Here is a 20913-nt window from a genome sequence, read left to right as displayed (position 1 = left end):
TCTCCTTTTATTCACTGCTTGTTTCACTTTCGCCTTCAATTGCAGCTTCAGTTATATTCTCTTCAGGTTGTGTATCTTCATGTGATTCTTCATGTGACTCATGTTCTTGTGTCTCATCCGGATGCTCACCCTCGTTATTTTCATGATGCTCCTCACCTTCACTCTTATGAGGACTTATACCTATGGCACCGTCCAAATTTGAGTCCAGAGTTATATCGGTGCTCTCTTTGTCGGCTCCCATACCTGTATCCTTGATAATTTTATTACTTATCTTAACAAGCATCTCACTCGGGGTATAGCTGTATCCCGGTATCTTACCGTAAAGCATCTCATGAAGAGCTATAACATTTGATTTCAATGTTATCGGAATAACATAATCTCTCTTATGCATTTTCTTTGTATCTTTATCAAAAGGGAATCCTGTTGTTTCACTCAGATGATATTTTGATATATCCTTTGCAAAAGGTATAAGATTATCTATTCCTACATTAGTAGCTGTCTGAGGCAGAACAGCCACCAAAATACTGTACAAAGTAGAGAAATTTGCGTTCTTAGCCTTATCAAAAGCAAGGCTTACAACCTTTCTCTGTCTCTCCGTTCTGTTAAAATCAGTATCCATAAGTCGCAGTCTCGCATATGCTACAGCCTGAACTCCGTCAAGGTGATTCATTCCCGCATGCTCAAGCTCATATGATCCCACGCCTGTAGCCTCTACAGTCTTTGCAATAAATGAATTCATATATTTAAACTCTGCATCCGTTATCTCAAGGTCTACTCCGCCAAGTATATTTATGGCGTCAATTACCGCCTTCCAGTTCACCGTTATATAATCCTTTATATCAAGGTCAAGGTTTCTGTTTAGAGTCTCCAGAGCCTGTTCAGGTCCGCCTTCTACATAGGCCTGATTGAACTTATGGAATTTTCCGTCCTCATCTATCATTGAATACATATCTCTATAGATTGATATAAGCTGTATATCTCCGCTTTCTCTGTCTACATTGACAATCATATTCACATCACTTAATGCACCCTTTTCCACATTTCCGTCTCTTGAGTCCACACCGAAAACTGCCACGGTATAGTAACCCTTTTGATTTTTAACATAGTGGAATGCAAAATAAGTTCCTCCTCCTACTATTGTAAACAGTAATACCAAAAGGAAGAGTCTTGTCAAAAAACCTCTTTTCTTTTTAGGTTTTTTAACTCTTTCTTTTTCGACTTTTTTCACAGTCCTTGGATTCACATTTTTCGTAACTTTTTTAGTTTTAACGATCTTTTTGGTAACAGGCTTTGTAACCTTCTTTTTAACCACCTTTTTAGGTGCCTCTTCTCTTTGAACGGTCTGAGTTCTGTATACATCATCCCTTCTTACTACAGCTTTTTGACTGCTTTTTGGCAAAGGAATTTTTATTCCGCCGGTTTCCTCATTATCGTTAGTATTACTTTTTATATTTCTTCCGTTCTTTATCTTTGAAGATTTCTTTGAACCTATGATATTTATCTTATCCGGTTTCTTTTCCACTTTTCTTATATTCTGTCCGATTTCTTCAAGTTTCTTATTGTTTTCACTTAATGTTTTAAGCAGTTTTTTATTTTCTTCTTTAAGTTTTTCTTCTTCTCTAATTTTTTTAAGCTTAGCTAAATCTTTTAAGTATTTTTCAAGATCTTCACTGTCAGCTTCACTAAGTTCTCTGTAAAAATCATCATCTCTCATTTTGGAGTAATGCTCCTTTCAAGAAGTACTTCTATATATTCTATCATAGATGAAAACAATATACACTAAGAAAAATAGAATAATAAGTGATATTTCTATAAAAAAGGCGGGCAAAAGCCCACCTTAAAGTATTAAACGCTATCTCTTAATATTTTATTTAGAAAGTGATACTCCTTTTGACTCCGTATCATCTGATGCCATCTCTCTTGCAATCTTTGCAGCCTCATCTACATAGGAAGGTGTTGCTTCTTTAGCCTTTTTCGCATCTTCAAGGCTGTGCCCGCATTTAGTGCAAAAACTTGAAGTTTCAGGACACTCGTTACCGCAACTGTCACACACAACAGTATTTAATTTAACTTCATCCTTTTGCTCTTTTTGAGGCTTTGATGCCGCAGCCTTTGAAGCGGCTGCCGATACATTACTTGCCACATTTGTAGCTACATTGCCTGCTTTATTGAGTATTCCTTTTGCATAGTCCACATTCATATCCAAAGCGGCCGCATTCTCATCAACTTCAGTTCTGCCGGTTTTTAATATACCGTATACAGATAATATAAGATTTATAAGTAATATCAACAGAAATATCCATACAAAGAATGTACCCTTCATTTCATCCGCATGTAAACCGGATAAAGCATTCATTATTATAAACTCTGTAAATCCTAAAGATATATTGAGCAAATAAATAACGTGAACAAATATATAGCTGCCCTTACCTGTAGATTTTTTATTTAACAGCCACATAACAATATTTACTATAGGATAAATTATAAATAATAATGTATATCCCTTTACGGCAGCCAATCCGCTAAGATCAAGACCATCAAGCTTCAATGTTGCCATGCTGAATAAAGAAAAACTCTTCTTTAAGTCATCTCCGAAAAATCCGTAACTGAAATCAACTTTCAATACCGGAATAAAGAAAAACAGTGTAATTAAAGCAGATAGAACAAATAATATATTCAAAACACTGAGCCCTTTATTATTGATAACCAAGTCATTGTTTTTTGTTCTTTTTATACCTTTAAACATTCAATCTACCTCCTTTATAAAATTTCTTTTCCACAAGATGAACAGAACTTATCACCTGCATTGTTTTCTTGACCGCAGTTGGAACAAACTACCTTATCACTTGGCTTAGCCTCGCTTACATCTTCGTCTTTTTCTTCACTCACAACTTCCGTATCCTGTGTATTTTCCGGAGTTTTATCCGCTACTACAGCTTCCCTAACATCATCCTTTTTAATACTTACCGTATTGCTTGTTGTATTAACGGGTGCATCTACAACAACTACATTATTCTTATTCTTCTTTGATTTATTAAACAAAATCAGAAGGAGTATAGCTATTATCAAAATAAATACAAATGCAACAGCTGCAAAGATAATATATATAGTAAAGTTTGTACGAACGCTCACAAAGAATGGAGAACTGTAATTTGACATCATAACATTCTCACCCTTTACAATGAAGTCGTTGCCTTTAAACTTTGCTTCGGCATTTTCAAAGCTTCCGTCTATATATAAACCCCTATCTACAGGCTTACCTACATTTTTAACAATGTATTCATATGAATCAACATTTCCTGATGTGAAAATCTCAGGATTAAAGTCGTCCATAAATGAAATTCTCTGCTTTGTTACAAAATATCCCTTCTTATCGATGTCCAGGCTGCTTATTGATCTGCTGTATCCTGTAGTTTCTTCCCACATCTTTGCATCTTCATCCATAGTACCTGAAGATGATATCTTAACTTCAAGATCCTTACCGTTTAAAGACACTTTATCAAGTTTTATCTTGCTGTTAGAAAGAACACTCTTCAGTTTTTCCTCAAGAGACTTTGCATCATTCTCATTGAAAGACTCACTGAAAACCACAGTAATATTTCTTTTTATCTTACCTGTCGGAGTAATCTCAACGATATGCTTGTATTTGCTTACATTCGGCAAAATATTCACATCCAGCTTTATATCAAAAGTTGAACTGTAACCGCTGTAAAGCAAAGTATTTGAGTCACCGCTCATTGCAGAACGTGAAACTGTAGATGAGTATCCTGTACCGTCTGTTATAGTTCCTTCATAATTATTCTCAGGATTTACATAATAATCAAAGCTTACGGCATTATTGTAATTACTGATATAGTCTTCCAAATTTATATACTCGTTAAGAGTATAATTTTTAGAAAACAAATGTCTTTTATCTACAGCATCGGATGTATCGGATGTGGCTTCAGTGCTCTCCTCGGTACTTTCTTTACTCTCAGACTCCACCTGAGTCTCCTCTGAGACTTGAGTATCCTTTGCAGCTGAACCGGTCTTACTGTCAAGACTTTTTCCGGTAAACTTTTCAGTCATCTTTTTACAGTCATCTGCACTTAAAGCCTTACCCTCAACAGTGAAAATATGTGAATTATTTGCTTCCGACCATGTTCCTGTTCCGACTTCACCCGATCTTTCAGCCATAAATTTATCTATATCATCTTTAGCCTGATCATAGCTGGTATTCGGAATATCTATAGCAATACTTCTGTCAATACTTCCGTCTTTGTTTATAACTGTATTGAACTCGATACCGTTAATAGGCAAATACTTTGTGGTATTTACATCTATTATGCTCATATTGGCATCTTTTTCATATTCCTCACCTGCTATATTAAGACTTACCTGACTTGTTGAGAATATATAAATCTCATATGAAGATGTAATATATTCATTATTCATCATTCCGTCACGCATCCATTTTAGAAGGTCTTCAGTGCCGAAATTTTCCTGAAATGCAACTCCCTTTGCAAATGCGGTATTTGATCTTAAAAGTGTCACCTTCGGTTCTATGTCGCTTCCGACAGCTTTTAATATATTTCCAACCTTTTTCTCATAGTCATCTTTTGATGAGAAATTTATAGTGAATACAGCAACAATATTTGAATCATCCTGTGTAACGGAAGTGATTTCAATATCTTCAGGACAGAGCGCCTTCAATGTTGCCGCTACGGTTGCAAAATCTTTTTGAACATATGATGTATAGTCCGAATTTGATATTGTATATGTCATAACTCTGCTTCCGGCAAAGGAATCATCAAAACTCATATCTGTTTTAACAACACCGCCACATGCTGTAAGAAGCAAAAATGCCAATATACATATAAGATATTTTAATTTATTTTTCATAATACTCCCTAAATTTTCACTTGATTTTATCTTCCGAAATAACTGTCAATACCGTCAGCAAGTCCCTTTGACAGTTTTTTCAGTTCATCTTTTCCGTGATCCGATGTTTTATCTCCCAATTCAATATCAATCGACGGAACAGTTGAATAAGATGTCTGTGTAAGATCCATCTCCATTCTTCCCTTACTGAAAATCTTTGTTCCGTTTGAAGACAATCCGTTTATCAAAGACTTACCGAGGCTTTCATGCTTTTTCCAGTTTGAAGCTACAGGTTCCATACTTCTGTATGAGTCCACTTCAGGAACACCCATATAAAACGCCCCCTTATCTGCATTTGTGGAATCCCAATGCAATGCTATATGCGCAGAGGCAACATTATTGGCTATTACCGTTCTTGCAATATTGTCAAGCTGAACATCACTGCCGTCACGAATCATCAATACATTATATCCTCTGGATAAAAGCTCGTCTTTCAGTATCTTTGCCATCTCAAATGTTACGGTACTTTCAGGTGTACCGTCTGCGAATGTCATACCCTCGGAAACAGCAATAGCTGTGGTGGCTCCGGCTTTTGTGGTACCGCTTGTTACCTTTGGGGTTCCGTCAGGATGACATTGTGTTTTTTGTGAAGAGCCTCCCTTTGTACCATGTCCGGCATTTACGGCTATAGTTATACCGTTACCGTTTTCACTCGGCTTATAGAGCACGCTTTTACCTGAATTTATCTTTGAAAATGATGCATACTGCCAACTTGGATCAAGTCCTATTTCTCCCGCTTCTTTTACCTCAGATTTTTTTGCCTCGGTTTCAGCCTGAGTTTCCTTGACTGTGGTAGTTTCTTCTACAGCGGCGGTCTCCGACACGGTAGTCTTTGAGGCAGCTTCTGAAGTAACTTCAGTACTGCTCTCAGGCTCTTTAGAGCTCTGTGCAGTTGTTGAATCCTTGTTGCTCCTTGTCACCTTTCTTACGACATCCGTCTGCACTACCTTTCCGTCCGCACTGCTTTCCACACTTACAGCGGATGAAGTTTCAACCGTATTCTTAGTACTTGAATTATTACCGCCACACGCCGTCAAAACTCCTGCTAAAAGCATAGCCTGACAAATAAACTTTAATCTCATAATAGACCTTTTATCTTTGCAAATGTTTTAATAAGTTCTACACTTCCTTCAAGCCCAAGTGTTGAACTGTTTACAGTCAAATCATAACTTCTTGAGTCTGCCCATCTCTTACTTGAATAATAGTTATAATAGCTTGACCTCTTCTTGTCTGTCTTTACCATAATATCCTTTGCTTTATTAGCTTCAATATTGTTGGTTTCCATAATTCTCTTAATCTTGTCCTCATCATTTCCTGTAATAAATACAGAAAACGCATTCGGATCGTCAGCCAAAGCATAATCTGCGCATCTTCCGACTATAATGCATGACTCCTCGGATGCAAGCTTTTTAATAGTGTCAAACTGTGCCAAAAAAATCTTATGATTTATAGGCATATCCATATAGGATGAAGATGTATATCCTAAAGAATAAGTATCCATCACAAGAGAGTATAAAAATGAACTTGTCGGCTTCTCATCATGAGTCTCAAACAACTCTGCAGCCAGTCCGCTCTCTTTAGCAGCCCTGTTGAGTATTTCTTTATCATAGCATTTTATACCCAATTGCTCAGCCAGCATCTGACCGATCCTTCTTCCACCGCTTCCGCACTGTCTACCTATGGTAATAACCAATCTATTGTCCATACCTACCTCCTAAATAATCAATTTCCGTCTACATATTTTTCACAATACTAAAAAATGTAAACACAGATAATTTATATGTATTATTATATAACAAAAAAAGCAGAATGTATATATATCTGTCTTTCAGTTGTCACTTTTTAGCTAATGTTTATGCCGTTTTATATTTAATTCTTTCTAAATTTTCTTAATATTTCATTAAAGTAATCCGGAACAGGTGCTTCAAATTCCATATATTCATTTGTTCGTGGATGTATGAATCCAAGCACCTTTGCATGGAGACATTGTCCCTCCGATCTAATATTTTCTTTCTTTCCCGAATACACTTCATCACCAAGCAGAGGATGATGTATATATGACATATGTACTCTTATCTGATGAGTTCTTCCGGTTTCAAGTACACATTCAATATATGTATAATTATTCAACCTTTCAAGGACTTTATAATGAGTGACCGCTCTCTTTCCGTCTTTATCCACAGCCATTTTCTTCCTGTCATTTTTCGATCTGGCTATCGGAGCATCCACCGTCCCCTCATCATCTTTAATATTGCCGGTAGCTATAGCAACATACTTTCTGGTAATACTGTGTTCGGCCAATTGTTTTGCAATATGCTGATGGGCATTGTCATTTTTACATGCAATTATTATACCTGTGGTATCCATATCTATCCTATGTACTATTCCCGGTCTTAGCACTCCGTTTATTCCGGAGAGATTATCCTTGCAATGATATAAAAGTGCATTCACCAAAGTTCCACTGTAATGCCCTGCGGCCGGATGAACCACCATACCCTTCGGCTTGTTTATAAGTATTACATCATCATCTTCATATACTATATCAAGCGGTATGTTTTCAGGAAGAATTTCAAGCGGCTCAGGCTTAGGTATGGCAAGATTTACAATATCACCGTCTCTGAGTCTGTAATTTGACTTTACATCTTTCCCGTTTACACAAGCCTTACCCTTCTTAATCAAATCCTGAATATACGATCTTGAAAAGCTCTCAAGATTCATCGCAAGAAATACATCTATTCTTTTGTCAATATCCGATTCTTCCACTTTTATTTCAAAGTTATCCATTTATCTCCAAACTAAAATTATTTTTTATAAAATTCCAATTCGTTTTCTTTGTATACAAATACCAGACAAAGAAAAAGTACAAATGTACCCACTGTTACGCAGATGTCCGCAAAATTAAATATAGGAAAATTAATAGGTTTAAAATAAATAAAGTCAACCACATAACTTCTTATTATTCTATCGATGAAATTACCGATTGCACCTGCAAAAATTAAGCCTCCGCAAAAAAGCAAAGGATAATAATGCTTATCTGAAGGCAACTTAAAAAGTAAATAGATTATACCCAGCAAAACCGCTATGGTAATTATATAAAAGAAAACATGCATTCCCTGTAATATTCCAAAAGCTGCACCGGAATTTTCCGAGTACCAGAAATACAATACATTATCTATAAGAGGATAAGCAGGAGCATCTTTTAATTTCATCATAACTTCGTATTTACTCCACTGGTCAACTCCAACCAGTATTGCAACCATAATAAAAAATGATGCAAACTTATAAACTATATTTCTTTGCATATACTCTTCAACGCCTCCACCATATCTTCTTTTTTAACATTTCTGTCTATATACGCATCTCCTATTTTATTTAATAAAACAAACTTTATTTGTCCCGCTTCCATCTTTTTATCATTAAATGTAGCTTCAAAAACTTTTTCTACATCAATATCCGTTCCGGTTTCAAGAGAATAAATCTCCATCAAATCACTAAGAAACTTCCTGTCATCTTCACCGAGTTTATTCTTTTTTATACAGACATCAAATGCCGCAAGCATTCCAAGCCCCACACATGCTCCATGTGAAAGGCTGAAGTTCTTTTCTTTTTCAATAGCATGACCCAAAGTATGTCCGAAATTTAATATAGCTCTTTGTCCTTTTTCATAAGGATCGTTTTCCACAACCTCTTTTTTTATCTTCTGACTTGTAAGTACCATATCGGCCAATGCTTTTATATCACCTGACAATATTTTTTTATGATTTTCAAAAAGGCCGTAATAATAATCTTTGTCAGATATCAAACCGTGTTTTATAACTTCTCCCATTCCCGATGAGAATTCCGCTTCAGGCAGAGTATTTAAAGTATTTATATTTACATATACAAGTTTCGGCATATAAAACGCTCCAACCATGTTTTTAAAACACTTGAAATCAACTCCTGTTTTACCGCCTATACTTGAATCCACCTGTGACACCAAAGTTGTCGGGATTTGCACAAAATCAATTCCTCTAAGATATGTAGCCGCCGCAAATCCGCAGATATCACCTACCACACCTCCGCCAAGAGCAAGTAAGATATCTTTCCTGTCAAATTTATTAAAGATTAAAGTATCATATATTCCTGAAACAGTTTCAAGATGTTTATTTTGTTCTCCCGCTTCAAATATATGCGTAAATACTTTCAGTCCTTCAAGTTCTTCTTTTACCTTATCAAGATATATTTCAGCCAAATTTGAGTCTGTGACAATACAAATTTTTCTGTTTTCTATATCAAATTTACTTAATTCATTTTTTAAGTCAGAAAAGTCATCATAAATAACAATGTCATAACATGGCCTATTTTCAAAGTTAACTTCTAATCTATTTAAATACATTTGCTAATCCCTATTTAAAAATTTCCGTTTCTGCAAACAGTCTGCCTTTTTTGGATGAAGCACTTATACCCAAAAATTTTGCTCTTCCAAGCCCTCGTACAGTTATAATATCCCCTGATTTTATTTTTGATGAATGTGAAAAACACTGTCTTGAATTTATAAACACCTTACCGGCGTCAATATACAAATTGACTTTGCTTCGTGAAATATTGTATATTGAACCTATTATTGAATCCAGTCTCTCGGAAGGAATATTTATCTTTTTATATTCCACTCTGTTTACAGCCTTCAATTCATCCGCACTTTCTCTCTCCAATACGACTTTTGTGTGTTTTACTGTAGTAAGCTCGCTTATTATAGTTTCCGACATACTCTTAAACGTAATGATATGAGCTGTATTATCCGCTATGCATATATCACCCACCATACGCCTTTCAATACCCAAATTCATCAATGCACCCAAAAAGTCACGATGAGTAAGTTCGTCTGCAAACTTTTTATTAACCGGCGAAACCTTAATATATTCCAGCATATCGAATTCAGGAATATTGTCACAATAAAAGCAGACAATTTTTCTTTCCGCTTCAGAATAACCGCCAAACATAACATATCTTATATTCGGGAGATCTTTCTGAATTGTTTCAAAAATTGCCTGCTCATTTAAATTTAAGAACATGGAATACGTAACAATGTTCTTAAAATATGCGTTTCTTGCTAAATCTAAAAATTTATTTCTTAGAAATAGTTCTTCTTTTTCCAAAACTATAACCTCATACCATATCCTGAAGCGTCTGCACTGCTGCGATCTATACTTCCTGAGCTACCAAGTAAATCAACAAACTCACCTGATAAACTTATATTTGAAGGTGTAACGATAAAAATACTGTCGGAAATGCTCTGAAGATTTCCTTCCATATCGTAAGCGGCACCGCAAATAAAATCTACTATTCTCTGTGCAATAGCGATTCTTACCTCTTCAAGGTTAAGAACAACTGTCTTTCCTTCTTTAAGACTGTCAACTACAAGTCTTGACTCTTCTACAGATGTAGGTCTGAACATAGTAACTTCCATATCTTTTCTGATAGGAATAACTTTGTTAACCTTAGTATTTCTGCTTGCAACTCTAGGCCTCATAGGCTCTTCTTCTACCTGCTCGCTTGCGTTTTTGATGTCTACATCATCCTCATCATCTTCATACTCATCGACTTCGATAATATCATCATCATAAGATTCATCATCGCTGTCATTCACTCGTAAATAACTTTTGATCTTATCAAAAAATTCCATCTTCGCGTGTTCTCTCCAATCTTTTTTATCTTTTCCCAAATATTCCTGTACCAACTCTTACCAAATTTGCACCTTCTTCAAGCGCTACAGTATAATCGCCAGACATTCCCATTGATAAAAATTCCACTTCTACATTATCATAGTTTTTCTCAATTATGTCAACAGATATTTTCTTTATTTTCTCGAAATTTTTTCTATTTTCCTCCGATTTTTCTACATTCGGAGCAATCGTCATCAATCCTTTGATATGTAGGTTCTTATATCTTGCAAATATAGGTAAAACCTCATAAAGTTCTTCTTCCAGGAAACCGTATTTTGAGGCTTCTTTTGCAATATTGATTTCAAGTAATCCGTCAACATGAATACCTTTTTTTCTTGCCTCCGTATCTATCGTGTCCGCAAGTCTTATGCTGTCTATAGAATGTATCAGCACAGTATTACCTAAAAGTTGTCTGACTTTATTTGTCTGAAGATGTCCGATCATATGCCATCTGATATCTTTCGGCAGTTCCTCTTTTTTCCTTAAAAGCTCCTGCACCTTATTTTCTCCGAAATCTCTTACTCCGCTTTCATAAGCTTCCATAATAAGTTCATTAGTTTTTGTTTTGCTTACAGCAATAAGAGTTACATCATTTATATTTCTACCGCTTTTTTCACAGGCGATTTTCATATCATCTATAACATTTTGTAAGTTTTCCTTAACCATAGTTTCTCCTATTGATAAATAAATTCTCCTTCTTTAAAACCGTCAGGATTCAATAAAATATGATCATATACCTTTAAACCGTATTTTGTACCCTTATCTACAATATAGAATTCCTTATTCGATCCAAGTATATCTATATTCTTAAATACTGTATATCCTTTATTTATATTGTATACTCCCAACAATTTTTCCTTGTTCGAAACCTCAAAGATTTCATTTGAATCAGGTTTTATCAATTTATCACCGGATGCTATATCCTTATTTTCTGTACTGATATAGCAATTTGTATCCGTAATCTTGATTATATCTTCCGGCACAAAAACCGTTGAAGTCGTACCGTCTTTATCCACCTGCTTATAAAATCCGTCGCTTACACCATCTCCACCCTTTGCCATATATTCAACAGGTATAGTATAGAAGTCTTTTTCAAGCACACATTTGGACGGAATCTTTAAGCCGTTTACAACTAATGACTGTATATCAAACTCCGCATATCTGTTTGAAATAAATTGTACCATATATTTATCAAATGTCAATTTTCCCAGACTATATCCGTCTTTTGTTTCTAAAACAGAGTAATCTCCTGTAAGTGTCAGACCATTTGATTTGAATTTTACAGTCAAAGTTTTCTTTTCGGCATATAGCTCTTCCTCACCTTTTTCAAATTCAAAATATATACTCCATGATTCACTTTTTACAATCCTATAAACCTTTGTTTCCGCCTCTATAAGCTGTTCATTCTTTATATAGCTTATAGGATGTTTTGATGTATCAAAATCACTCTTAGTAAGATCTTCCTCTTTTTTCTCGGCAATATCATCTATAGCATATGATATTTCTCCGGAATAAGGTGAGGTAATCACATTAAGACTCAAACCGTTTTCGTTTGAAATATTATCAATATTTTCTATGTTTATTAAATTCGAATATTCACTTGCGGCATTGTCCAATAAATATTTTGTATCATAGACATACTCAAAATCAGAATCCGAATAATTCGAAGTAAAATTTGAAAGTTTCTTTTTCATTTCAATAACACTCGAATCCGATATGGTATCTTCTTTTCCTGACGAAGCCTCCATAAGTTTCTTTAAATCTCCGGTAGCATCAAGAGAGTATACTCTGCTTCCTACAGCTGCTCTTTTACCGTCTCTCATATATATATTTATATATCCTCCATCCGGTGAAACTTGAACGCTCTCATCTCTTAGTATAAGTCCGGTGTGCGTCTTATTCTCGGACATACTTCCCTCAACCACTTCATTATATCTTATCTGTTTTCTTGTAGCTCCTCTGACAGCACTTGGTATCAAATAAATCAGCAAGGACAGGAATATTATAACACCCACATTAAAAGTTCTTTTTTTTCTATAGGGAATAATTTTTTTAGAATCAGCCAATTTTATTCTCCTTAAAAAAACAAGCAATTATTGCCTGCATAAATACAATTCTCTATATTATACTGCACAAGAGTGTTTTTTTCAATTAAATTTAAAAAAGGCAGACCTCAAAATCGAGTCTGCCTTTATCTATTAAATCAGATAATTCACGTACAAAATTATATGATATTTTCTTTATTATAATGCTGCAGAAACATTCTTCTTTGCATTTTCAGGTAGATTTGATGCATCCGTTGAAACACTCAAAACGAATGTGATTCCATATTTCTCTCCCAATGTCTCTATACGATCGATTGTTGAAGTAATGTCTGCTCCTTCAAGTACTGCCAGTTTCAAAAAGCTGTCCAGGAATATAGCTTCAATATCATGATCGGATGAAATGAGTCCTGCCAGGAATCCTACAAAACCGTCTGCTGACATGATAGGAAATTCACTAACATTAATAAGTCTTATCTTGTTATTAAGTTCATACATATGCTTTGAACTCTTGTCAAGATAAATGACTGAGCCGTTTGCCTTTGAAACAGTTTCATTGGCTCTTTCAAGTAAAATCTTTGTTTTTCCCTTACCCTTCTCTCCTGCAATAATAGAAACCATGGTAACGTCCTCCTTAAACTTACTGTTATCAAATATAAAATAATATAATGATATTATAAAATATTAATAGGAATAGTGCAATGCTATTTATTGATTTTTGAAAGAAGTTTAGACATATTGTCGTACAAGTCCGCTCTGTTCTTTGACTTCAATACAACAGAAATATATCTTTTTCCCTCAGCATTCTCACTGCAAATCACAAGACAACTGCCTGCCGCCAAAGTGGTTCCGGTTTTTCCGGCATCTACCACTATACCTCCGGGGGCTGCCGCTTGACCTGTTATATATCTGTTCCCGTTTTTCCAACTTTTTGTAACCTGACTTCCGTCAGCTGCCGTATATGATACATTATAAGACGGAGCTCCCGCATAATTCATAAACCTGCCGTCTTTCATAGCTTCATTAAATATTAAATAAAGATCATATGCCGTTGTATAATGATTGCTGTCGGAAAGACCGCTGGGATTAACAAAATTGGTATCCACAGCTCCGATTCTCTTTGCCTCATCATTCATCATCTTTACAAAATTATCTACACTACCTCCGACATGTACGGCAATAGCATTTGCCGCATCATTTCCCGAAGGCAACATAAGTCCGTACAGAAGTTGATCAAGTGTCAACTTATCTCCGGGCTTAATTCCTGCCAGACTTGCTCCGGCCTCGGTTATAACACTGTCGTCAGTCACAGTCACCTCATCTGAGAGATTTCCGTATTTAAGAGCCAACAATGCGGTCATAACTTTGGTTGTACTTGCAGGATACATCTGCTTTGTAGCGTCTTTCGATGCTAAAAGACTTCCGTCACCTCCTGCCAATATGACGCTTTCCGAAGAAATATCATCTACGTCAACATTACTCTCACCGGGCAATGCAAGATTTGCCGCAAGAGGTGAAATTTTTGTGTCGATATCAAGACTTGAAAGTCTCCCGGAGAAGTCGTACTCGGTCATCATAAACTGATAATAGTATGCCCCTCCAAGAAAAAGCGCTATCACTATAATAACAGGAATAATTAGGTATATTTTATTTACCGGCTTTTTCCCTCTTTTAGTATAATCCGCCATCAGACTATCTGTATGCCTCTCTAAACTCAAAGTCACCTCTGTCAAGTGCCATTATAAGAAGCTCTGCTGTAGCAAGATTTGTTGCCAAAGGTATATTATGTGTATCACAAAGTCTCATAACCTTATCGGCATCCGGCTCATGGCTCTTCTTTGTGAGGGGATCTCTTAAGAAGATTACCAAATCTATATCATTATTTTCTATCTGGGCACCAAGCTGCTGTTCACCGCCCAGATGTCCGGCCAAATATCTATGTATATTAAGATTGGTAACTTCTTCCACCAATCTTCCTGTGGTTCCTGTCGCTGATAAATTATGTTTTGATAAAATACCTCTATATGCAATACAAAAATTCTGCATGAGCTTTTTCTTAGCATCATGTGCGATCAAACCTATATTCATCTTTACCTCCAAATATTAGTTCTTACCCTGTCTTACAGCCACACTTGCAACCAGTCCTACACCTAAAAATAAGCTTAAAAGCGAGCTCACCCCATAACTTATAAATGGAAGCGGCAATCCGGTATTAGGAAAAAGTCCTGTTGCAACCGATATATTTGTGAAGCTCTGAAATCCGACCAATGCGGCAAAACCTACACAAACCAACTTACCTTCTAAATCTTTTGCTTTAGAAGCAAGGTGAAAACATTCAACAACTATAAGCGCAAAAAGCGCTATTACCACCATACTGCCTACAAATCCCAGTTCCTCTCCAATAACCGCAAATATAAAATCCGTCTGCTCCTGGGATAAAAAGTTTCCGTTCTTAACCGAAGCAAAAGTGTTATTATTCAGTCCCTTACCCATCAACTGACCTGATGAAATAGCCATAATCGAGTTATCCTGCTGTACATTTATGTCTGCATACTTATCCGGATATATCCATCCAAGTATTCTATTTGCTTGATATCCCCTTAAAAAGGGAACTGTGTTACTTTGTAATAAAAATATAAATATTACTGCTGATGGTATTAAAAATGCAAGACTGCCAAGTACCCATTTATAGCTGATTCCTGAGATAAACAGCATACTTATTATCATAACAAACACTACAATTGTAGTTGATAAATCAGGCTCTTTCAGTATTAAAATACATGGTATAGCAGCAACTACGGCAAATACAAGTAAAAATGAAATTCTGTCGATATCCTCCTGATGTTTACCCAAAAAAGCTGCAATAAATAAAATCATACCTATTTTGACTATTTCAGAAGGCTGTAACTGTCCAATAACCGGTACCTTAATCCATCTCACCGCTCCGGCACCCTCCGGCTCATAACCGAAAAGTAACACTGCAAGCAGCAAGATAATACATATTCCATACACTATCCACATCAGTTCCATCAATTTTCTGTAGTGTATCAGTGATATCAATACCACAAGTACAAGTCCGAGGACCACGCCAAATATCTGCTTGGCCACCATTCCTTTGTCTCCGCCTGTAGCACTGGAAATAACCAATACACCTATAGTATTTAAAACTATAATATAAACCAACAGTCTGAACGGATAATATCTAAGCTTAAAACCGTCTAACATTCTCTACTCTCCAAATTCTACACGAATTTAGCAAAAAAATCCAGTGTTTTTTGAAAATTAATATATTTTCCTCTAAAATCAGTCACCAATTCTTACATCACTTACATCAAGTGCACTATTATTCAATATATAATCCAAACTAATTTGATTATAATAATACTTATAAATATTCTTAGCGATAACTGCCGCATTTGTAGAGGAATATCCGTAAGGGATATTTACCGTAACAGCTATCTCAGGACTCTCATAAGGTGCAAAAGAGATAAAGAAAGCATGATTTCCTCTCGTCTTTGACTCCTGTGCAGTACCTGTTTTTCCTGCAATATTAATATTAAGATCGGTAAATACTTTCCTTGCCGAACCTTCTTTTATAACCCTGTACATACCCTCTCTAACATTATTCCATGTATCCTGACTGATATCCACATGGTAATTTGAAACAGGGGTGTAATCTCGTACAACATTTCCGTATTGATCACAAACCTTATCCAAAAGACTCAGTTCAAAAACAGTTCCCTGATTTGCGATAGTCGCTACATATCTTGCAAGCTGAATATTTGCAAATGAGTGATTACCCTGACCGATAGATGACTGTTCAGGGTTGATATCTGAAATCTGTGGTTCATTTTCCACTATTTCAACTCCGGATTTATGATCGAGTCCGAACATTGTGGCATATTTTTTAAGTCTCTCTATACCAAGTTCGGATGAATACTCACCGTTACCGTCTGTAGAAAGTCTGTGTCCCGTCTCGGCAAAATACACATTACAAGAATCCTGTATAGCTTTTACTACAGACTCCGGTCCGTGACTTCCCGGATAAATCCAACATTTTATAGCCGGATTTATAGTATCGTAAACACCTGTACACACTACCGTGTCCGTTGCATTTATAACATGCTCCTCAAGACCGGCAATTGCTGTAATAGGCTTGAAAGTTGAACCCGGCGCCTTCTTGGTTTGAGTCGCATTATTATATAGCGGCAAACTTTCGTCCTCCAGTAATTTGTTGAAGTATGCAACATCCATAGAGTTTGCCAATCTGTTATTGTCATAACCCGGATAAGATACCAATGCTCTTACTTCACCGGTATTTACATCTGTAACCACCGCTCCGGCAGAACAAGGATCAAGCGCAAGCTGTGCCGGTGTTATCTCTATCCTTGAAATCTTATCAATAAAGAAAGGGAAAGCAAAGCCTTCATTTCCTGCAGCCAATTGAGCATATGCGGCTTCATCCATATTAAGTATTCCCTGATCAAAAAGTACCAGACAAAGTTCTCTTCCTGTGACCACATTGTTTCTGATCAAATATTTATACACAAGCTTATCAAAATCGGCATCATCCTTAAGCATATTTTGAATATACTCTACAAGCTTGCTGTATATATCTTCGGCACTTGAGTAATTACTGTCGTTAAAGAATATAGTAGTATCAATATATCCGCTTGATATTCCTATAAACAAATAATCTCTAAGCGAAGTGGTCTCATTTTTCCATGCCTGATAAACCTCGGATTTTGTATCTATATTATCCTTTTTTATTATACTCTTCTTTGTAAGTGCGGAATGTATATAGTTTAAATACGCCTTTGTATCTTCAGGCAATCCGCCCATTACCGTAGGGGCACTTGAAGTCAACTCGTTATTTATTGATACTAAAATACTTTCCTTTTGTGCTGTAAGCTTTGCATTAAGGCTTTGCTCCGTTGCGGACGCATCCGCTTTTGCAAAGTGAGTCGTATCAAGTACATTGTTACCTATAAGCTGATAGTAAGCATCTTTTACAGGTATAAGTCTATGTGTTGAATCTGTTGTATCCGTATTGGGATTGTCCTCATTTACAATCTTGCTTGCCAAAATACCTGCCAGCTGCTGCTCAACCAAGCGATAGGTAGCTATTTGTAAATTCTTATCAATAGTAAGATATACATCATTTCCCGCACTTGATTCAACTTCGCTTATAGTCTCTATAATCCTTCCCACATTATCAACTATCATAGTCTTTGAGCCCTTTGTACCCTGCAATGTGGTCTCCATGCTCTCTTCTATACCGATTCTTCCTACAATATCATTTAATGTATAATCAGGTCTTTCCTTTAAAAGTTCATCAAGCTTGTCATCCGGAACTTTTCCCGTATATCCGATTATATCCGAAAAATAAACCGCATCATTGTAGACTCTTAGGGTGTCATTTTCCACATCAACACCTATCAAAGACGCCGTATTTTCCATAATATCAATCTTTGCTTCTTCAGATATATTTGTAGATATAATAGTGGGCTCATACCTTCTGTAAAGTTTTTTACCCATTTCATATCTTATATTTATCAAATCTATTTTGTCCTGACCGGACAAATTGTAGATATTACCGTCACTGTCAGTCATTTTATCAAGTCCGTAGGTTTTAAGTTTTTTATCAACCATCTCCTGCGCACTGATATTTGAAGGATACTTTCCGGCCTTATCATCAAGTTCATCCAATGATTTCAAGCCGTACATATCTGCAATAAATCTCAGTCTGGCTGTGTCGGATTTTGTGGTATAGTAAAAATCACCGTTTTCATCTACCGCTACCAAAAAATCTCCCTCGATATTCTCGTCATGTTTTCTTAAAATCTGTACCAGCCTGTAGTACATATTATTTTTGTCATTAACCTTTTTATAGTATCCGCCATCTGTGATAGTTACCGTATAAGACAGTTTATTATAGGCTAAAAGATTGCCGTTTCTGTCATATATATTTCCTCTTGCACCTGTGGTGGCTACCGTTTTCTTTATTTTTTGAACATACTTATCCTGTGCCTCTTTTCCGTTTACCATTTGCATGGTGAAAAGTTTAGATCCAAGGATAAATACCATGAAGGCATATATTACACTAAGTATAAATAGTCTGGAGGATTTTATCTTTTCAAAAAAGTCCCCTAAAAAATCTTTAAAATCCCTTATCACTAATTAATTCCTCTACTGTCCAATATCCTGAGTTTTTTATTGTACCAAAGTAAAAACCTGTATAATAACAATGTAAATATAAGCGTTATTATTACCTCGGGTATTACAATATTTTTCAAATAGTATAAAAATTCAAATTTATCTCTTATCAAGAATCTGAAAACATAAATAAATACATTGTACATAACTTCACTTATTGTACACACTATGAACGGTAAAACTATATATTCCTCATAAAAGAAGGCTGAAAGCTTACCGTTGATATACCCTATCCATATAAATAATAAAGTAAAAAATCCGAAAGGACCTGCAAAGTACAAGTCCATCAAAACTCCACATAACACACCGTAGAGCATTCCTTCTTCCACACCGAGACTGAATCCATAAGTGAATGTCAGTATTATAAGTAAGTTCGGCGAGGCATATAAAAACGGTATGAACGGGAAAATGCATATCTGAAGTGCAAATGCAAATATAATAAAAGCTATATTTACTATTATTCTTCTCATTTAATCACTCACTTCCTTCTTTTTGGTTATTACAAGAACTTCAGATATAGTATCAAAATTCACTATAGGTATTATATATCCGCTCTTTGTAAGCCTTGAAGAATCTTCCTTTAAATCTCTGGCATAGCCGATTAAAATATTCGGCAAATACTTGGTTGATACATTTGATGTAACTATCATATCACCCTCGGAGATATCCGCATCCGACTTTACATCTTTTAAAATCAATCTTCCGTCATTATAAAGCTCAAGATTACCATCAACTCTGCAAAGAGAACCTGTTCTAAGAGACATTGCACTTACTCTTGATATATCATCTATAATTGAACGGACATTTGCATAATTTTTCCCTACATCGGTCACTATTCCGATCAGTCCGCCATAGCCTATAACATTCATGTCTACCGCTATGCCGTCATCACTTCCCTTGTCGATAGTAAAAGTAGAAAACCACTTTGTACTGTCCTTTGCCACCACTCTGGCGCCAACCTTCTCATAGTCCGAATAACTTTCATCAAGCTTATACAATTCTCTGAGCCTTGCAAGTTCCCCGTTATCCGCCATCAACTTCGTGTTTTCCTCCGTAAGCTCATCAATTTTTTTATTGAGCAAGGTATTTTCATTGATTGCGTCATGCAACTTTCTTTGCTCTTCTATATTGTCATATATCGCCCTACCGGCAGTATTTACTCCGGATTGAACCGGCAATAACACAATTCCTACCGCCTGTCTTAAAGGCGAAATAATAGAATCATTGAATGAAGTTATTCCTATAAGAATGATACTAATTATACTTAAAATTATCAGTACAAGTCGGTTTCTAGAATCCATTAAATAATCCCCTGTTCCTTAAAGCTGTAATAGCAGTTGTCACCTATGACTATATGGTCTATAAGTTCTATCCCTATACTATCAAGCGCTTTATTAATATCCTTTGTTATATCTATGTCCGCCTTACTCGGCGACGGGTCACCACTTGGATGATTGTGCAGTAAAATAACATTTACCGCCAAATGCTTTAAGCTTTCTATCAAGATTTCTCTGACAGAAACCAAAGAAGCATTCACAGTTCCAACTGAAATCACCATATCGGAAATAGGTCTCTGTCTTGTATCAAGGAAAATAATTCTAAGTTCCTCAACTTCCAAGTGTCTGATACTCTCCTTATAATAGTTTGCAACCACGTCAGGTGAAGAAAAAGAAATGCTATTTCTTGTGTTTTTTCTCTCCCAAGCTCTTTTGCAAAACTCTCCAAGCGCGAGTATCTGTACAGCCTTAACCTTTCCCACACCCTTGATGGCCATCAATTTATCAATATTATGGTGAAAAATACTATGTATTCCAAATCCTTCACCATTACCCTCAAGAATATTGTATGCAAGATTTACGACATTGACATCCTTTGTACCGCTTCTAAGAAGCACAGCCAAAAGTTCCACATCTGTAAGCGATTCCACTCCATACTCCAGCGCTCTGTCATATGGTCTTTGTTCAAGTGGTAATTCCTTTATTTTTCCCATAAATCCCTTTCCGCTCTCCAAGCATGAAAGGTAATTTTATTTT

The 20913-nt window shown here is 35.9% G+C and carries 20 protein-coding genes; all 20 read right to left on the bottom strand.

Annotated features, from left to right (window positions below; genetic code table 11):
- Positions 1–7: 7 nt before the first annotated feature.
- The 20 genes from HMPREF1135_RS02480 to radC all read right to left on the bottom strand — a co-directional run bounded on the left by HMPREF1135_RS02480 (position 8) and on the right by radC (position 20870).
- On the bottom strand, positions 8–1714 hold the full coding sequence (locus HMPREF1135_RS02480; RefSeq protein WP_007591631.1) for an LCP family protein: 1707 nt from the start codon (positions 1712–1714) through the stop codon (positions 8–10).
- Positions 1715–1867: 153 nt separating this feature from the next.
- Positions 1868–2746 carry a zinc ribbon domain-containing protein gene (locus HMPREF1135_RS02475; protein ID WP_007591630.1) on the bottom strand — a complete coding sequence of 293 codons (879 nt, stop codon included), beginning with the start codon at positions 2744–2746 and terminating at the stop codon, positions 1868–1870.
- Between the two features lie 14 nt (positions 2747–2760).
- On the bottom strand, positions 2761–4881 hold the full coding sequence (locus HMPREF1135_RS02470; protein WP_007591629.1) for a zinc ribbon domain-containing protein: 2121 nt from the start codon (positions 4879–4881) through the stop codon (positions 2761–2763).
- A gap of 26 nt (positions 4882–4907) precedes the next feature.
- Positions 4908–6002, bottom strand: coding sequence for an N-acetylmuramoyl-L-alanine amidase family protein (locus tag HMPREF1135_RS02465; RefSeq protein ID WP_007591628.1), 1095 nt, complete (start codon positions 6000–6002; stop codon positions 4908–4910).
- The gene (locus HMPREF1135_RS02460) at positions 5999–6625 is read right to left on the bottom strand and encodes an AAA family ATPase (protein WP_007591627.1); all 627 of its coding nucleotides are present in this window, start codon (positions 6623–6625) and stop codon (positions 5999–6001) included. Before HMPREF1135_RS02460 ends, HMPREF1135_RS02465 begins: the two co-directional genes overlap by 4 nt.
- A 164-nt stretch (positions 6626–6789) precedes the next feature.
- Entirely contained in the window at positions 6790–7704 is a 915-nt protein-coding gene (locus HMPREF1135_RS02455) for an RluA family pseudouridine synthase (RefSeq protein WP_007591626.1), read from the bottom strand.
- 17 nt (positions 7705–7721) lie between these two features.
- Complete coding sequence (gene lspA, locus HMPREF1135_RS02450; protein WP_007591625.1) at positions 7722–8222, bottom strand: signal peptidase II; 501 nt, start codon at positions 8220–8222, stop codon at positions 7722–7724.
- The gene (aroB, locus tag HMPREF1135_RS02445) at positions 8207–9295 is read right to left on the bottom strand and encodes a 3-dehydroquinate synthase (RefSeq protein ID WP_007591618.1); all 1089 of its coding nucleotides are present in this window, start codon (positions 9293–9295) and stop codon (positions 8207–8209) included. The genes lspA and aroB overlap by 16 nt, the downstream gene beginning before the upstream one ends.
- Before the next feature lie 10 nt (positions 9296–9305).
- Positions 9306–10055: a YlmH/Sll1252 family protein gene (locus HMPREF1135_RS02440; protein WP_007591616.1), complete on the bottom strand. Its 750-nt coding sequence runs from the start codon at positions 10053–10055 to the stop codon at positions 9306–9308.
- A 2-nt stretch (positions 10056–10057) separates the two neighbouring features.
- The gene (locus tag HMPREF1135_RS02435; RefSeq protein ID WP_034243316.1) at positions 10058–10582 is read right to left on the bottom strand and encodes a cell division protein SepF; all 525 of its coding nucleotides are present in this window, start codon (positions 10580–10582) and stop codon (positions 10058–10060) included.
- A gap of 25 nt (positions 10583–10607) precedes the next feature.
- Positions 10608–11288: a YggS family pyridoxal phosphate-dependent enzyme gene (locus HMPREF1135_RS02430; protein ID WP_007591612.1), complete on the bottom strand. Its 681-nt coding sequence runs from the start codon at positions 11286–11288 to the stop codon at positions 10608–10610.
- Between the two features lie 8 nt (positions 11289–11296).
- A complete protein-coding gene (locus tag HMPREF1135_RS02425; protein WP_007591610.1) occupies positions 11297–12688 on the bottom strand; it encodes an HlyD family efflux transporter periplasmic adaptor subunit in 1392 nt (463 codons plus the stop codon).
- A 177-nt stretch (positions 12689–12865) separates the two neighbouring features.
- A complete protein-coding gene (locus HMPREF1135_RS02420; RefSeq protein WP_007591604.1) occupies positions 12866–13285 on the bottom strand; it encodes a hypothetical protein in 420 nt (139 codons plus the stop codon).
- Positions 13286–13368: 83 nt separating this feature from the next.
- Complete coding sequence (locus tag HMPREF1135_RS02415; RefSeq protein ID WP_034242872.1) at positions 13369–14352, bottom strand: serine hydrolase; 984 nt, start codon at positions 14350–14352, stop codon at positions 13369–13371.
- Between the two features lie 4 nt (positions 14353–14356).
- Positions 14357–14752 carry a methylglyoxal synthase gene (locus HMPREF1135_RS02410; RefSeq protein ID WP_007591595.1) on the bottom strand — a complete coding sequence of 132 codons (396 nt, stop codon included), beginning with the start codon at positions 14750–14752 and terminating at the stop codon, positions 14357–14359.
- Between the two features lie 15 nt (positions 14753–14767).
- Positions 14768–15889, bottom strand: coding sequence for an FtsW/RodA/SpoVE family cell cycle protein (locus HMPREF1135_RS02405; protein WP_007591594.1), 1122 nt, complete (start codon positions 15887–15889; stop codon positions 14768–14770).
- A gap of 78 nt (positions 15890–15967) precedes the next feature.
- On the bottom strand, positions 15968–18841 hold the full coding sequence (locus HMPREF1135_RS02400) for a penicillin-binding transpeptidase domain-containing protein (RefSeq protein WP_007591593.1): 2874 nt from the start codon (positions 18839–18841) through the stop codon (positions 15968–15970).
- Complete coding sequence (mreD, locus tag HMPREF1135_RS02395) at positions 18841–19350, bottom strand: rod shape-determining protein MreD (protein WP_007591592.1); 510 nt, start codon at positions 19348–19350, stop codon at positions 18841–18843. The genes HMPREF1135_RS02400 and mreD overlap by 1 nt, the downstream gene beginning before the upstream one ends.
- Positions 19351–20181, bottom strand: coding sequence for a rod shape-determining protein MreC (mreC, locus tag HMPREF1135_RS02390; RefSeq protein WP_007591590.1), 831 nt, complete (start codon positions 20179–20181; stop codon positions 19351–19353).
- Positions 20181–20870, bottom strand: a complete 690-nt coding sequence (gene radC, locus HMPREF1135_RS02385; RefSeq protein WP_007591585.1) for a RadC family protein — start codon at positions 20868–20870, stop codon at positions 20181–20183. Before radC ends, mreC begins: the two co-directional genes overlap by 1 nt.
- Positions 20871–20913: the final 43 nt, after the last annotated feature.

The organism is Lachnoanaerobaculum sp. OBRC5-5 (assembly GCF_000296385.1).
Lineage (GTDB): Bacteria > Bacillota > Clostridia > Lachnospirales > Lachnospiraceae > Lachnoanaerobaculum.
The sequence above is the reverse complement of the archived record's forward strand: the minus strand, read 5'-3'. Positions and strand labels throughout refer to the sequence as shown.